The following is a 14,921-nucleotide window of genomic DNA, read 5'->3' as shown; positions in this document are numbered from 1 at the left end:
GTCGCACGCGGTTCGCGGCCTCTGAAGCGCAAACGGGCCCCGGGATGCCGGGGCCCGCCTGAAAACGGGCGCACGCGGCGCTCGCGCGCCGCCGCCCGGCATTACTGCTGCTGGACCGTCAGCTTGTTCGTGACCGACGTCACGCCCTTCACGTCCTTGGCTGCGGCTTCGGCCTTGTCGATCTGTGCCTGTTCGGGCATCGTGCCCTCCAGCGTGATCTCGCCGCCCTTCGAACGCACGACGAGGTTCGACACATTCACGCCGGGTTCCTTCGAAATCGCCTTGCGCACCGCGTAGCCGAGCTTGCGGCTCGCCTTCTTCGCGGTTTTCGCGGCGGCCTTCGGCGCGCTCGTCGCGGCCGCCGGCGCTTCGGTGGCCGCCGCATCGCTCGACTGCGCATACACGCTGCCCGACAGACAGGCCGCCACTGCGGCGACGCCCAACGCTCTCAACACGATCGACTTCATGCTATCTCCTTGTAACTCCGGAACGGCCGTGCACAGTACGGCCGGATACCCCCAAAGACAGCCGTCCCGCGCGCGAACGGGCGGGACAGCCGGTGATTTCCACGGCGATGCGAGAGAGGCGAGACGGGCCGGCAGCCGGCGCGCGCGATAGCGGGCCGGCCGGGCCGGGCAGCCGCCGGCCGTACGCGCCCGGTCTCATTGTGTGCCGGGTCGCGCGCGAATCGGGCGCGGCTGCGTCGCACAATGTAATCCAGCGCCCGCGGAAGCGCAAAGCTTTTGACGCGGCGCCGCCCGCCGCTGTCGCCACGGAGCCGCGCCGCGGCGCCCGACTCGCGCACGCACGGCGAAACCGGGTACCATCGCCGCGAGAATCCGCATCGTCCGCGACGACCGTCATCGATGCGTCACGCCAGCGTCATCCGCCGATCCCATGAAGCCTGCCAGCCCTCGCCCGCCTCGCCGCATCCTCGCCCGCTTCGTCGCGGTGTCGTGGCGCGACCTCGCGCTGTCGATCGGCCCCACCGTGCTGCTCGCGGGCGCGGCCGTCTGGCTCGCGGTCAGGCTGATCCAGCCGGCGCCGCCGTCCACGCTCGTGATCTCGGCCGGGCCGCCCGGCAGCACGTACTGGAACGCCGCGCAGAAATACAAGGCCATCCTCGCGAAGAACGGCGTCACGCTCGACGTCGAATCGTCCGAAGGGTCCGCGCAGAACCTCGCGCGGCTGTCGAACCCGAGCGCGCCGGTCGACGTCGGTTTCGTGCAGAGCGGCATCGGCCCGAAGGAGCGCGACGAGCAACTCGTGTCGCTCGGCAGCATCGGCTACGTGCCGCTCGCGATCATGTACCGCGGCCCGGTCGTCGCGCGCCTGTCCGACTTCAAGGGCAAGCGGCTCGCGCTCGGTGCGGAAGGCAGCGGCGCGCGCGAGCTGAGCCTTGCGCTGCTGAAGATGAACGGCATCGTGCCGGGCGGCCCGACCGAGCTGCTGCCGACCGCCGGCGAGGACGCCGCGACCGCGCTGCTCGACGGCAAGATCGACGCGGCGTTCCTGTCCGGCGACTCGACGCAGATCCCGGTGATGGCGAAGCTGTTCCGCGCGCCGGGCGTGCACGTGTATTCGTTCACGCAGGCCGAGGCGTACGCGCGGCGCTTCCCGTACCTGACCGCGATCACGCTGCCGATGGGCGTCTACGATCTCGGCCAGAACCTGCCGCCCGCCGACATCCATACGGTCGCGCCGACGATCGAGCTGGTCGCGCGCGACTCGCTGCACCCCGCGCTGTCCGACCTGCTGATCGAGGCCGCGCGCGAGGTACACGGCCACGCGACGATCCTGCAGCACGCGGGTGAATTCCCGTCGTCCGTCACGCGCGGCTTCCCGCTGTCCGACGATGCCGCCCGCTACTACAAGTCGGGCAAGTCTTTCCTGTACCGGCGGTTGCCGTTCTGGGTCGCGAGCCTCGTCGACCGGCTGCTCGTCGTGATCGTGCCGCTGATCGTCGTGCTGATCCCCGGGCTGCGGCTCGTGCCGTCGCTGTACGGCTGGCGCGTGCGCTCGCGCATCTACCGCTGGTACGGCGCGCTGATCGCGCTCGAGCGCAGCGCGCTCGGCGAGCACACGGCCGACGAGCGCGTCAAGTTGCTCGACGAGCTCGACGACATCGAGGAAGCCGTGAACCGGATGAAGATGCCGCTCGCGTACGCCGGGCAGTTCTACGTGCTGCGCGAGCACATCGGCTTCGTGCGCGAACGGCTCACCGCGCACGACCAGGACACGCCGGCGGCCCCGCCGGGCACCGGCGGCCAGCCGCAGGCGCGCGCCGACGTCGCACGGCCGCCGGCCGGCGATCCCCCCCGGGCGACTCCCGGTTCCGCATGAGCGGACGATCCGCGATCATTGCTGCATGCGCGCGCCGCCGCGTAACATGAAGGCCGCCGCCACGCGCCGCACGCCCCACCCTCTGGAGATCGTCATGACAACCGGCCTCGACACCGCCCAGCCTGCCTGGTTCTTCGACTTCGTGTCGCCGTTCTCCTATCTGCTGCTCGAACAGCACGACAAGTGGCCGGACGTGCCATTCGAGCCCATCGCCGTATCGCTGCTCGACCTGCAGCGCCACTGGGGCCAACGCCCGAGCGCCGACGTGCCGGCCAAGCGCGTGTTCACGTACCGTCACGCGCTGTTTCGCGCGGAACAGCTCGGCATCCGCTTCAAGATGCCGCCCGCGCACCCGTTCGATTCCGACAAGGTGTTGCGCCTCGCGATCGCGCTGCGCGCCGATATCGGGACGGTGCTGGAGATATTCCGCTTCATCTGGCGCGACGGCAACGATCCGTCGACGCCGGACGGTTTCGCGGCGCTGTGCGAACGCGTCGGCGTCGGCCACGGCGACGAGCTGATCGAATTCGAGGAAACGAGTGCGCAACTGGCCCGCAACAACGCCGACGCGATCGCGCTCGGCGCGTTCGGCGTGCCGACGTTCTGGATGAACCAGCAGCTGTTCTGGGGCGAGGACGCGCTGCCGATGGTGCTGTACTGCGCGCGCACGCCGACCTGGCTCGAATCGCGCGAGGTCAAGCGGATCAGCGCGCTGCCGAAGGGTCGTGCGTGATGGCCGGTATCACGCCCGGCTACGCGCGGCTGCGGTAAGGTTACGCTTCTCCCGAATCACCCGCACCGATGGAAGACGACGACCGTACCGCCTCGCTCGACATCTGGCTCGTGCGCGTATTGCGCACGCTGCTGCTCGAGCGCAGCGTCACGCAGGCCGCGCTGCGGCTGAACCAGACCCAGCCCGCGATCAGCACCGCGCTGCGCAAGCTGCGCGAGACGCTGAACGACCCGATCCTCGTGCGCGGCAAATCCGGGATGGTGCCGACCGAATACGGCGCGTCGCTGCTCGAAGCCGCGCAGCGCGCGCTGCGCGAGGTCGACTTCATCGCGACGCCGCACGGCGATTTCGACCCGTCGTCCGCGCGGCGCACGTTCCGCGTCGCCGCACCCGACTACCTGAACGATTTCTTCATGCCGACGCTGATCGAGCGCTTTCGCGACGCTGCGCCGCATGCGCATCTGGAAATCGATTCGCTGAATCCCGCGCTCGACCACGCGGGCGCGCTCGAATCGGGCGCACTCGATCTCGTGATCGGCAACTGGCCGAAGCCTGATCCGCAGTTCGCGCGCCAGGACCTGTTCTCCGACACGATCGTGTGCCTGATGCGCGAAGCGCACCCGCTCGCGCGCGTGCCGCTGACGCGCGAAGCGTATGCGTCGGCCGCGCATGTCGCGCCGACGCCGTACACCGGCGACAAGCGCAACGCGATCGAGATCGGCCTCGCGCGTGCGCGCCTAACACGGCGCATCGTGACGACGCTGCCTTACTTCGGGATCGTGCCTCAGGTGCTGCTGCAGTCGGACCTGATCTTCACGACGACGCGCCGCTTCGCGACGCACTATGCGCAGCTGCTGCCGCTCGTCGTCGTCACGCCGCCCGTACCGTTCCCGCGCATCAAGAGCTACCTGCTCACGCATCCGCAGCCCGACCGTCCGACCGACATCGCGTGGTTGTGCGCGCTGATGCAGAGCGTGTCCGACGAACTGACGGTCGCCCGCAGCCGCAAGCGCTGATACGTGCCGGCGCGGCCGCTCAGGCCGTGCAGAAGGTTTCCTGCAGATGGGTCCAGCGCACGACGCCCGCCGCGTCGCGTTCGAACACGGCGGTCGCGCGACGCGCGGGCAGCTCGCCCGATGCCGCGTGCTGCGCTTCGAGATAGGTGATCACCGCATGCGATGCGTCGGCCGCGAGCACGCGGATTTCCGACAGCGTGATGCGCAGCCCCGGCTTCGCGCCGGCGAGCTTCGCGAACAGCGCGCGCGTGCCTTCGCGGTCGACTACGCGGCCATCGGTGAGGGTCATCGTGAAACCGGTGGAGAACGGTGCGAGCAGCGCGTCGAGCGCCGCAGGCGCGGTGTCGACGCCGGACAGCCAGCGCTCGATGGCGACGAGGCTCGCATCGAGCGCGTCGAGATAGATCGGGTGATCGGACATGGCGCCTGCACGGAAAAAAGCGCGGCCCGATGCCGCGCGTTGCCGTGCAGTGTATGCAAAAACGCGCGGCCGTGCGCTACGGCCTGTTCCCGCTTATAACGGGCTTGCGCTGGCCCCACGAATGAATTTTCCCAAACCGGGGAATGTGCCTTGCAGCGTTACCGCGCGCAGGACACGTCGTCGCGCGCGCGCCCTGCCGCGGCCGCCTTCGCGCCGGCCACCGGCATGCCCGAGCGCACCTGCAGCAGCTCCGCGCACACGGCCACCGCGATCGCGCCCGGCGCCTTGTCGACGATGCCCGCGACGCCGATCGGGCACACCATCTCCACGAGCCGCGCCGGATCGACGCCGCGCGCCGCGAGCCGGCGCTCGAACTTCACGCGCTTGGTGCGCGAGCCGATCATCCCGAAGTACGCATAGTCGCGCCGCCGCATGATCTGCGCGGCGAGCGAGAAGTCGAGCGCGTGGTTGTGCGTCATCACGAGGAAGTACGCGCCGGGCGGCGCCGCGTCGACGACGGCCTCCGGCGTGTCGGTCGGCTCCGGCTGCACGTTCGGCGGACATTCGTCCGGGAACAGCTCGTCGCGCGTGTCGACCCACTGCACGACGCACGGCAGCGCGCCGAGCAGCGTGACGAGCGCGTGACCGACGTGCCCGGCACCGAACAGCACGATGTGCATCGGCGCCGGCGCGCCGGTCGCGCGGTTGCGCTGGCCGGTGCCCTGCGCGAACGCCGGGTTCGACGCGGCGCGAAGCGAACGTGCGGGCCCGTTCATGTCAGCCTCCGCCGTGCCGCCCCAAGGAGGCTGACTGCCCCCTCGGGGAGCAGCGAACAAAGTGAGCGCGGGGGGCGTTTCATATCAGCCTGCCTGACCCGCGCGCGCCGCACGCACCGCACTCACCGCGCGCAGGATCGACTCGCCGGTGGCCGGCGCATCGAGCGGCGGGTTGACCTTGTAATCGCCGACCGCCGCGATCGCGTCGCGCACCGCGAAGAACACCGAGAACGGCAGCAGCAGCGGCGGCTCGCCGACGGCCTTCGACCGGTGAATGCTGTCCTCGACGTTGCGATTCTCGAACAGCCGCACGTTGAATTCGGGCGGCGTGTCGTTGACGGTCGGGATCTTGTACGTGGACGGCGCATGCGTCATCAGCTTGCCGCCCTTGTTCCACCACAATTCCTCGGTCGTCAGCCAGCCCATCCCCTGGATGAACGCGCCTTCGACCTGGCCGATGTCGAGCGCCGGGTTCAGCGACGCGCCCACGTCGTGCAGCGCATCGACGCGCAGCGTGCGCATCTCGCCCGTCAACGTATCGATCACGACTTCCGACACGGCCGCGCCGTACGAGTAGTAGTAGAACGGCCGGCCCCGCAGCTTCGACTGATCCCAGTACAGCTTCGGCGTCGCGTAGAAACCGTCGGACCACAACTGCACACGTGCAAGGTAGGCCTTCGCGATCACTTCGCCGAACGGCACGCCGTGGCCGCCGACCCATACGACGTCGTTGCCGAACTTCACGTCGGCCGCATCGACGTTGCCGTCGCCGTACTGCTTCGCCGCGAACACCGCGAGCCGCTCGCGCAACTGGCGCGCCGCATCCTGCGCGGCCTTGCCGTTCAGGTCCGAGCCCGTCGACGCGGCCGTCGCGGACGTGTTCGCGACCTTGCTCGTGTCGGTCGCCGTCACGCGGATCCGGCCGAAGCGGATGCCGAGCTCGTGCGCGACGACCTGCGCGACCTTCGTGTTGAGCCCCTGCCCCATCTCCGTGCCGCCGTGGTTCACGAGCACCGAGCCGTCGGTGTAGATGTGCACCAGCGCGCCGGCCTGGTTGAAGTGCGTGACGTTGAACGCGATCCCGAACTTCACCGGCGTGAGCGCGATGCCCTTCTTCAGCACCGTGTTGCGTGCATTGAATTCGCGCACGCCCGCGCGCCGTGCGCGGTAGTCGCTCGTCGTCTCGAGTTCGCCGAGCAGCTCCTGCAGCACGTTGTCCTCGACCGTCTGCCCGTACGGCGTCACGTTGCGTTCGGTCTTGCCGTACAGGTTCGCGTAGCGGACGTCGAGCGGATCGCGGTCGAGCGAGCGCGCGACGTCGTCGAGGATGTACTCGATCGCGAACGCGCCCTGCGGGCCGCCGAAGCCGCGGAACGCGGTGTTCGACTGCGTGTTGGTCTTGCCGCAATAACCGGCGATGTCGACGTCGCCCAGCCAGTACGCGTTGTCGAAGTGACACACCGCGCGCGTCATCACCGGGCCCGACAGGTCGGCCGAGAAGCCGCAGCGCGACGTCATGTCGAGCGCCACGCCGTCGAGGCGGCCGTCGTCGTCGTAACCGACGTCGAAGCGGTAATGGAAGTCGTGCCGCTTGCCCGTGATCATCATGTCGTCGTCGCGGTCCGGACGCAGCTTCACCGGGCACAGCAGCTTCCACGCGGCGAGCGCCGCGCAGCACGCGAACAGGCCCGACTGCGATTCCTTGCCGCCGAACCCGCCGCCCATCCGGCGGCATTCGACCAGCACGTTGTGCGACGCGACGCCGAGCACGTGCGCGACGAGGTGCTGCATCTCGCTCGGGTGCTGCGTCGAGCAGTACACGTGCATCCCGTCGTCGTCCTTCGGCACCGCGTATGCGATCTGCCCTTCCAGGTAGAACTGCTCCTGGCCGCCGAGCAGCATTTCGCCCGACTCGCGGTGCGGCGCCGCGGCGAGCCGCGCGGCCGCGTCGCCGCGCGCGAGCTTCAGCGGCGGGATCACGTAGGTTTCGGCCTTACGCGCTTCCTGCGCGGTCAGGATCGCGGGCAGCTCCTCGTAGTCGACCTTCGCGCGGCGCGCGGCGAGCCGCGCGGTTTCATGCGACGTCGCGACCACAATGAACATCGGCTGGCCGACGAACTGCACGATGCCGTTGGCGAGCACCGGGTCGTCGTGGATGATCGGGCCGCAATCGTTGACGCCCGGGATATCGTCGGCCGTGAACACGGCGACCACGCCCGGCGTCGCGCGCACCGCGTCGAAGTTCATCGACACGATCTTCGCGTGCGGCTTCGCCGACAATCCGAGCGCCGCGTGCAACGTGCCCGCGACGACCGGAATGTCGTCGGTGTAGGTGGCACGCCCGCTGACGTGCAGGTGCGCGGATTCGTGCGCGCGCGATACGTGGACCTGCGCGGCGTCGGCTTGCGGGTCGAGGGTACTCAGGAACGGTTCTGCTTGCTGGTTCATCTTCGGTGTTCTCCGTCTTCAGACGCGCGCCGCGTCGGTGCCGACTTCCGCGGCCACTTCACGCACATTCAGGGCTTGCGGCGGCAGCGGGTCGTGCGGGCGCGTCTCCAGCCAGAAGCGATACATCAGGTTCTTCGCGGTATCGAGGCGGTACGTGCTCGTCGCGCGCATGTCGGACAGCGGCTGGTAGTCGCGCTCGAGCGCCTGCATCGCGGCCTGCGCGGTGGCTTCGTGCCACAGCGCGCCGTCGAGCACGGCTTCCGTTTGCGTCGCGCGCTTCGGCGTCGCGGCCATCCCGCCGAACGCGATGCGCGGCTCGCGGATCGTGTCGCCGTCCGCGATGAACGCGAACGCCGCGCACACGGCCGAGATGTCGGAGTCGAACCGCTTCGACAGCTTGTACGTGCGGAACTGCAGCTTTGCGCGCGCGCCGCTGCGGGTCGGCACCTTCACGCCGACGACGAATTCGTGCGGCGCCATGTCCTTCTGCTGGTAGCCCGTGTAGAGCGCCTCGAGCGGCAGCTCGCGCACCGTGTCGCCCCCGCGCAGCACGACGCGCGCACCGAGCGCGATCAGGCCGGGCATCGAATCGCCGATCGGCGAGCCGTTCGCGACGTTGCCGCCGAGCGTGCCCGCGTTGCGGATCGGCAGCGACGCGAAGCGCTTCCACATCTCGGTCAGCTCCGGATACGTGCCGGCCAGTGCCGCATACGCGTTCTCGACCGTCACGCCCGCGCCGATCTCGATCCAGTCGCCGCGCTCCACGACGCGCTGCAGTTCGGCGATCTGGCCGACGTAGATCAGGTCGTCGAGCCGGCGCATCTGCTTCGTGACCCACAGGCCGATGTCGGTGCTGCCCGCGAGGATGCGCGCATCGGGCCGCTCGGCCTTCAGCGCGGCCAGCGCGTCGAGCGTGCGCGGCGCCGCGAAGCGCGCGCCGTTGATCGTCGCGTAGTCGAATGTGTCGTCGCGCTTGAGCGATGCGAGCGTGCGGGCCAGCGCGGCGGTGTCGACCGGCGCCGACGGCGCCGGTGCATCGAACATCTGCACGGCCGCATCGACGATCGGGCGATAGCCGGTGCAGCGGCACAGGTTGCCCGTCAGCGCGTCGGCGATCTCGGTGCGCGTCGGCACGTCCTTCGCCTTCGTGCACGCGCTGCCGCAGCCTTCGTGGCCGTGCTTCTCGTACAGCGCCCACATCGACATCACGAAGCCGGGCGTGCAGAACCCGCATTGCGAACCGTGGCAGTCGACCATCGCCTGCTGCACCGGATGCAGCGCGCCGTCCGGCTGGCGCAGGTCCTCGACCGTCAGCAGCGCCTTGCCGTCGAGCGTCGGCAGGAACTGGATGCACGCGTTGACGGCCTTGAACTCGACCGCGCCGGCGTCGGTCAGCTCGCCGACGACGACCGTGCACGCGCCGCAGTCGCCTTCCGCGCAGCCTTCCTTGGTGCCGGTGCAATGCGCGTCCTCGCGCAGGTACTGCAGCACGGTGCGGGTGACGTCCGCGCCGCTGACTTCGCGGATCGCGTGACGATGGTAGAAGCGGATCGGCTCACTCATGTCTCGATGATTCTTCAAATTGGGGGGCTAGGCGGCCTGCGCGAAGCGCTCGACCGACGTCTTTCTGACAGTTTGCACGCTATCACCATCAAATTTCGCAACCCATAGCCCATCACGCATGGGGCCCATATAACTGCCGCGATATGAGCCCGGGGCCGCCCGGCGCCCTTTCCGCACGGTGCCCTGCCGGCCTTTCCGACGTGCCGACACCGATCCTTTGCGCGCGAAAACGGGTCGCGATTAACTAAATGGTACCTGCGTGAAAACCGGTTCCATGGGAAAATCCCGATTCCTTTTTGCGCCGTCTTCCGTTTCGTCTCGCTCCGTTTCGCTCATTCGTTCCGACCCCATGTCTACCGACTCCGCCACACCACCGCGCAGCGGGTTCGCGGTCACGCTGCAAATCGTGTCCGTCGTCTGCTTCACGTTCATCTGCTACCTGACCATCGGCCTGCCGCTCGCGGTGCTGCCGGGCTTCGTCCATGACGACCTCGGCTTTTCCGCGATCGTCGCGGGCGGCGCGATCAGCGTCCAGTACTTCGCGACGCTCGCGTCGCGGCCGCTCGCCGGGCGCTTCGCCGATACGCTCGGCCCGAAGCAGACGGTGCTGCGCGGGCTGGTCGGCTGCGGCGTGTCGGGCGTGCTGCTGCTCGTCGCGCTGCTGCTCGCGCACTGGCCGGTCGCGAGCCTCGTGCTGCTGGTCGCGAGCCGGCTCGTGCTCGGCGTCGGCGAAAGCCTGTGCGGCACCGGCGCGATCCTGTGGGGCATCGGCCGGGTCGGCGTCACGCACAACGCGAAGGTGATCTCGTGGAACGGCATCGCGACCTACGGCGCGCTCGCGCTCGGCGCGCCGGTCGGCGTCGCGATCGCGCATACGCTGAATCCGGCCCTGATCGGCGTGATCGTGATCGCGCTCGCCGCGGCCGGCTTCTACCTCGCGCGCCTGATCGATTCCGTGCCGCTCGTGCACGGCGAACGGATGTCGTATGCGAGCGTGTTCACGCGCGTGCTGCCGCACGGCCTCGGCCTCGCGCTCGGCTCGGCCGGCTTCGGCTCGATCGCGACCTTCGTCACGCTGTACTACGCGGCGCGCCACTGGCCGAACGCCGCGCTGTCGCTGACCGTGTTCGGCACGCTGTTCATCGGCGCGCGCCTGCTGTTCGCGAACACGATCAAGACCTACGGCGGCTTCCGCGTCGCGATCGTGTCGTTCGCGTTCGAATGCTCGGGCCTCGTGCTGCTGTGGCTCGCGCCGGTGCCGCACGTCGCGCTCGTCGGCGCCGCGCTGACGGGCTTCGGCTTCGCGCTGATCTTCCCGGCGCTCGGCGTCGAGGCCGTCGCGCTCGTGCCGCCTGCGAGCCGCGGCGCGGCGCTGTCCGCGTACTCGGTGTTCCTCGACCTGTCGCTCGGCATCACGGGCCCGCTCGCCGGCTATGTCGCGGGCGCGTTCGGCTATCCGCAGGTGTTCCTGTTCGCGGCGGCGGCCGCCGCCGCGGGCGTCGCGCTGTCGATGGTGCTGTACCAGCGGCAGGCGCGTGTTGCCGGCAGCGGCGCGGCTGCCTGATCACGCTGCTCGCCGCAGGGCGGCAGGTCGCGGAAGACGCGACACCGTCGCCCCAAAAACAAAACGCCTGCATCGCGCAGGCGTTTTTTTATGCAGAGGCCGGCGCGCTCAGGCCGTCCGGAGAAACAGCCGGCGCGTCAGGTCGAACGCGACGAGATTGCCGGCCACGACGAGCAGCAGCCCGAGCACCGCGAGCGGCGACCACTGGTAGCCCTCGAACACCGTCGACACGGCCAGCGCGACGATCGGGAACAGCACCGTGCAGTACGCGGCGCGCTCCGGCCCGATCCGGCCGACGAGCGTCAGGTACGCGGTGAAGCCGATCACCGAGCCCGGCACGGCGAGGTAGACGAGCGCGCCGAGATAACGCGGGCTCATGTCGGGCGCGAACGGCATCCCGGCTACCGCGCTGCCGACGGTCAGGATCGCCGCGCCGATCAGCATCGCCCAGCCGTTGGTCGCGAGCGGGTGCAGCCCCATCGACTGCATCCGGCTCGACAGCAGGTTGCCGGCCGAGAAGCACATCGTGCCCGCGAATGCGATTGCGAGCCCGATCCAGGTCGCGTGGTCGTCGAGATGGCCGGCCATCTGCTGCCAGAACAGGCACGCGATGCCGACCAGGCCGAGCAGCGCGCCGGCAATCGCCGACGGCCGCAGCGGGCGGCCCATGAACAGCCGGCCGTTGATCGAGTTCAGCAGCGGCGCGGTCGAGAAGATCACCGCGACGAGCCCGCTCGGCACGACCTGCTCCGCGTAGTAGAAGCACAGGAAATTCAGGCAGAACAGCGCGAAGCCCTGCGCGACGAGGTAGCGCCACGCTTCGCGCGGCGGGCGGACCGGCCGGCGCATCATGCGCAGCAGCGCGAACAGCACGGCGGCCGCGAGCCAGAAGCGCCACGCGATCGACACGGGCGGCGGCACGGAGCCGAGCTGCCATTTGATCGCGATCCAGGTGGTGCCCCAGATCAGCACGGTGACGAAATAAAGCGACAGGTTCATGGCGGTGGCGGTCCGGAAATCGGATGAAACGGGATCCCGACTATGCCGCCGTGCGGCGCGCGCCGATTGTCCGGAATTGCGGTCTTTTCCGGGCGGTCGCACCCGGTGCCGCGCGCCCGCTTATACTCGGCGCATCATGAGCTTCTCCCTCTCCGCCCCGCCCGTCGACCGCGCCGCCCCCCTGGCCGGCGGCGATTTGCCGTTCGGCCTGCAGTCGGTGTGCCGCACGCTCGCCGACGCGAACGCGACGCTCGAGCGCTTCGCGTGGCTCGGCGACCATCTCGCGATCGCCGAATGGACACGGATCACCGACGAAAGCGAGACGATCTACGAGCAGCCCGGCCACCACACGCTGTCGTGCTACCTCGACGGCGGCTACCGGACCGAACGCGAACGCGTGCCGCGCTACGGCGCGCCGAGCCTGCTGTGCGCGCTGCCGGGCGACCACGAATCGCGCTGGTGGGTGCGCGGCGAGATGCACTTCATCCACCTGTATTTCCTGCCCGAGCACTTCACGCAGCGCGCGATCCGCGAACTCGACCGCGAGCCGCGCGAGCTGAAGCTCGCCGACCGCACCTATTTCGAGGATGCGCGCGTCGCCGCGCTGCTGCGCTCGCTCGCGCTGGACGGCTGGGACGATGCCGACGAGCGGCTGCGTGTGAACGAAACCGCGCACGAGGTGCTGAGCCTGCTGCTGCGCGGGCAGAGCACGACGCGCACCGACGCGTCGTTCCGCGGCGGGCTTGCGCCGGCCGTGCGCCGCCGCGTGCGCGACTACATCGACACGTACCTGACGCAGCCGCTGACGCTCGGCGAACTGGCCGACGTCGCCGCGCTGTCCGAATATCACTTCTCGCGGATGTTCCGGCTGTCGTTCGGCCGCGCGCCGCATGCGTGGGTCGCCGAGCAGCGGCTCGCGCGGGCGCGCGAGCTGCTGCGCACGACGTCGCTGCCGCTCGCACAGGTCGCGGCCGACTGCGGGTATGCGAACGCCGCCCACTTCAGCCATCGCTTTCGCGACGCACACGGCACGACGCCGAATACGTACCGGCGCGCGATGCAAGGCCGCTGAGCGCGATCGACCGATCGCGGCCAGCCGGCCACCGAGGCCGGTTGGCCCCTTGCGCCGTTACACGCCGCGTTGCGACAGTTCCTGTTCGAGCGCCGCGACACCGGCCGGCAGGTCGACCGGCACCTTCAGGTCGACCATCGTGCGGCCGAACGCGTGCAGCGTGCGGAACAGGTTGTGTTCGCGGCACTGCTCGCCCATCTGCCCGATCCGCACGATCGGCAACCCGAACGAGCCGGAGATCTCGACCTGGTACTGCTTCGAGATATGGCCGCAGACCATCCCGGGCGTGAGCCCTTCCGGCGTCTCGATCCCGACCACCGAATTGAGCCGGCAATCCTTCGGCGCATAGAGCTTGAGGCCCATCGCCTCGACACCCGCCTGCAGCGCGAGCGAGCAGCGCAGGTGCCGCGCGAAGCGGCTTTCGAGCGTTTCCGCGCAAACCAGCCGCAGCGCCTCGTGCAGCGCGAGCACGCCCGACACGGGCGCCGTGTAGTGATAGCCGGCGTTGTGCCAGAAGTTCTCCGCGAGCGCCATGTCGAGGCACCAGTGCGTGTTCGGTTCGGGGCGATGCTTCATGCGCTCCCACGCGGCGTCGGAAAACGCGATCAGCGACACGCCCGGGATCGACGACAGCCCCTTCTGGCCGCCGGTGATCACCGCGTCGATGCCCCACGCATCCATGTCGAGCGGCATCGTCGACAGCGTGCACACCGCATCGACGACGACCAGCGCGCCGGCCGCCTTCGCGAGCGCCGCGATGTCGCGCAGGTCGCGGTTCCACACGGTGTTCGACGTCTCGCCCTGCACGATCGTGACGATCTCGGGCCGCTCGCGCGCGATCGCATCCGCGACCTCGTCGAGGCTCGCGACCGCGCGGTCGGCCACTTCGAGCGTCGCGACGTCGGCGCCGACGCGCGTGGCCATCTCGGCCATCCGCGCGCTGAAGAAGCCGTTGCGGATCGACAGCACGCGCGTGCCGCGCCAGGCGAGGTTCGAGATCGCCATTTCCATCGCGGCCGAGCCGGGGCCCGCGACGCCGAGCACCCACTTCGTGCGGGTCTGGAACACATAGCGCGCCATCTCCTTCACCTGCTCGATGATCTTCGCCATCGTCGCGCCGAGGTGGTTGATCACGATCGTGTTCGCCTTCGCGACGGCGGCCGGGATCGGGACCGGGCCGGCCCCCATCATCAGCAGCGGTTCTTCGGGCAGGATCGCGTCGAGCGGCACGACGACGGGACAGGGAATCGGCGAGTAATCGATGGACATGGCTGGTAAGAGTCGAGGAAAGGAAATGCACGGGCGCCCGCCGCGCTGCATGGCGAACTGATCGATCATTCCGCGTTCCGCGGCCTCGCGCAAGAGGCACGCGCGGCCGGACAGCGCGACGGTGGCCCGGTCGCCGGACCGGGCCAGCCGGCCGCGCAAGCGTCGCGCGCCGGCATTCCGGATCGGAATGGCATTGCCGGCCGGTTGCGAAACGGTTCCATGTTCGTGATTTTCTCCGTCAATATCGACGTGTTTCATCGATGCCGACGGTTCAACACGACTTGGGTATCGAACGAAATAGACTGGCTGCCCGCTAAAAATCGCCGCACGGAATGCGGTACGCAAAACCTGCACACGGCAAAAAACATCCATTATTGCTGCATATATTGGGGGTCGATCGATCTTATTACCGGAACAAACCTGCTCGAATCGCGAACAACCAATTGATTAACATACGAATTATTCGCCGATCCGACACATAATCCAATACTCCGCCGCCTTTGAACGGCAGGCACACGAGACAGCCCGACATTTAACCGGTACTCGCGATTTCGATTTTCCGCAACCCGCCCGTTTTCTCAGGTTGACGGATATAGCATCTGTATTTGACAATCGTCTGCGGAATCGAAAACCGATTTTTCGATACGCGGGAGAACTGGGTGCCGCACGATGCCTTTTCGAGGTTGCGCGGCGAAAAACCACAACCATAATCAATCA

12 protein-coding genes are annotated in these 14,921 nt (G+C 68.8%); 5 read left to right on the top strand and 7 right to left on the bottom strand.

All coding sequences use genetic code 11. The annotated features are described in order from the left end of the window. Window positions 1-101: 101 nt before the first annotated feature. Window positions 102-467, bottom strand: coding sequence for a BON domain-containing protein (locus ABD05_RS09800; RefSeq protein ID WP_047899948.1), 366 nt, complete (start codon window positions 465-467; stop codon window positions 102-104). Between the two features lie 430 nt (window positions 468-897). On the opposite strand from ABD05_RS09800, the gene ABD05_RS09795 reads away from it, so the two are divergent. The 3 genes from ABD05_RS09795 (at window position 898) to ABD05_RS09785 (ending at window position 4,092) form a co-directional block, all read left to right on the top strand. Then, on the top strand, window positions 898-2,343 hold the full coding sequence (locus tag ABD05_RS09795; protein ID WP_047899947.1) for a TAXI family TRAP transporter solute-binding subunit: 1,446 nt from the start codon (window positions 898-900) through the stop codon (window positions 2,341-2,343). Window positions 2,344-2,437: 94 nt separating this feature from the next. Further along, window positions 2,438-3,076: a DsbA family protein gene (locus ABD05_RS09790; protein ID WP_047901149.1), complete on the top strand. Its 639-nt coding sequence runs from the start codon at window positions 2,438-2,440 to the stop codon at window positions 3,074-3,076. Between the two features lie 68 nt (window positions 3,077-3,144). After that, the gene (locus tag ABD05_RS09785) at window positions 3,145-4,092 is read left to right on the top strand and encodes a LysR family transcriptional regulator (RefSeq protein ID WP_047899946.1); all 948 of its coding nucleotides are present in this window, start codon (window positions 3,145-3,147) and stop codon (window positions 4,090-4,092) included. A 19-nt stretch (window positions 4,093-4,111) separates the two neighbouring features. Here ABD05_RS09785 and ABD05_RS09780 read toward each other — a convergent pair whose 3' ends face one another. From ABD05_RS09780 to xdhA, 4 genes are all read right to left on the bottom strand, one after another. Then, on the bottom strand, window positions 4,112-4,513 hold the full coding sequence (locus ABD05_RS09780; RefSeq protein ID WP_047899945.1) for a nuclear transport factor 2 family protein: 402 nt from the start codon (window positions 4,511-4,513) through the stop codon (window positions 4,112-4,114). 158 nt (window positions 4,514-4,671) lie between these two features. Further along, window positions 4,672-5,289 (bottom strand): xanthine dehydrogenase accessory protein XdhC, encoded by a 618-nt coding sequence (gene xdhC, locus ABD05_RS09775; RefSeq protein WP_047899944.1) that lies wholly within the window; start codon window positions 5,287-5,289, stop codon window positions 4,672-4,674. Window positions 5,290-5,373: 84 nt separating this feature from the next. Continuing rightward, on the bottom strand, window positions 5,374-7,737 hold the full coding sequence (xdhB, locus tag ABD05_RS09770) for a xanthine dehydrogenase molybdopterin binding subunit (RefSeq protein ID WP_047899943.1): 2,364 nt from the start codon (window positions 7,735-7,737) through the stop codon (window positions 5,374-5,376). Window positions 7,738-7,755: 18 nt separating this feature from the next. Further along, entirely contained in the window at window positions 7,756-9,300 is a 1,545-nt protein-coding gene (gene xdhA, locus ABD05_RS09765; RefSeq protein WP_047899942.1) for a xanthine dehydrogenase small subunit, read from the bottom strand. A gap of 349 nt (window positions 9,301-9,649) precedes the next feature. Between xdhA and ABD05_RS09760 the strand changes: the two genes are divergently transcribed. Further along, complete coding sequence (locus ABD05_RS09760) at window positions 9,650-10,864, top strand: MFS transporter (RefSeq protein ID WP_047899941.1); 1,215 nt, start codon at window positions 9,650-9,652, stop codon at window positions 10,862-10,864. Between the two features lie 108 nt (window positions 10,865-10,972). Here the strand turns inward: ABD05_RS09760 and ABD05_RS09755 are convergent, their stop codons facing one another. Further along, window positions 10,973-11,863 (bottom strand): DMT family transporter, encoded by an 891-nt coding sequence (locus ABD05_RS09755; RefSeq protein ID WP_047899940.1) that lies wholly within the window; start codon window positions 11,861-11,863, stop codon window positions 10,973-10,975. 136 nt (window positions 11,864-11,999) lie between these two features. Between ABD05_RS09755 and ABD05_RS09750 the strand changes: the two genes are divergently transcribed. After that, window positions 12,000-12,935: an AraC family transcriptional regulator gene (locus tag ABD05_RS09750; protein WP_047899939.1), complete on the top strand. Its 936-nt coding sequence runs from the start codon at window positions 12,000-12,002 to the stop codon at window positions 12,933-12,935. A 57-nt stretch (window positions 12,936-12,992) separates the two neighbouring features. Here ABD05_RS09750 and ABD05_RS09745 read toward each other — a convergent pair whose 3' ends face one another. Beyond that, complete coding sequence (locus ABD05_RS09745) at window positions 12,993-14,204, bottom strand: pyridoxal-phosphate-dependent aminotransferase family protein (RefSeq protein WP_047899938.1); 1,212 nt, start codon at window positions 14,202-14,204, stop codon at window positions 12,993-12,995. Between the last annotated feature and the right edge of the window lie 717 nt (window positions 14,205-14,921).

The sequence above is a fragment of the Burkholderia pyrrocinia genome, assembly GCF_001028665.1.
Lineage (GTDB): Bacteria > Pseudomonadota > Gammaproteobacteria > Burkholderiales > Burkholderiaceae > Burkholderia > Burkholderia pyrrocinia.
This window is presented reverse-complemented; position numbering and strand designations above follow the sequence as displayed.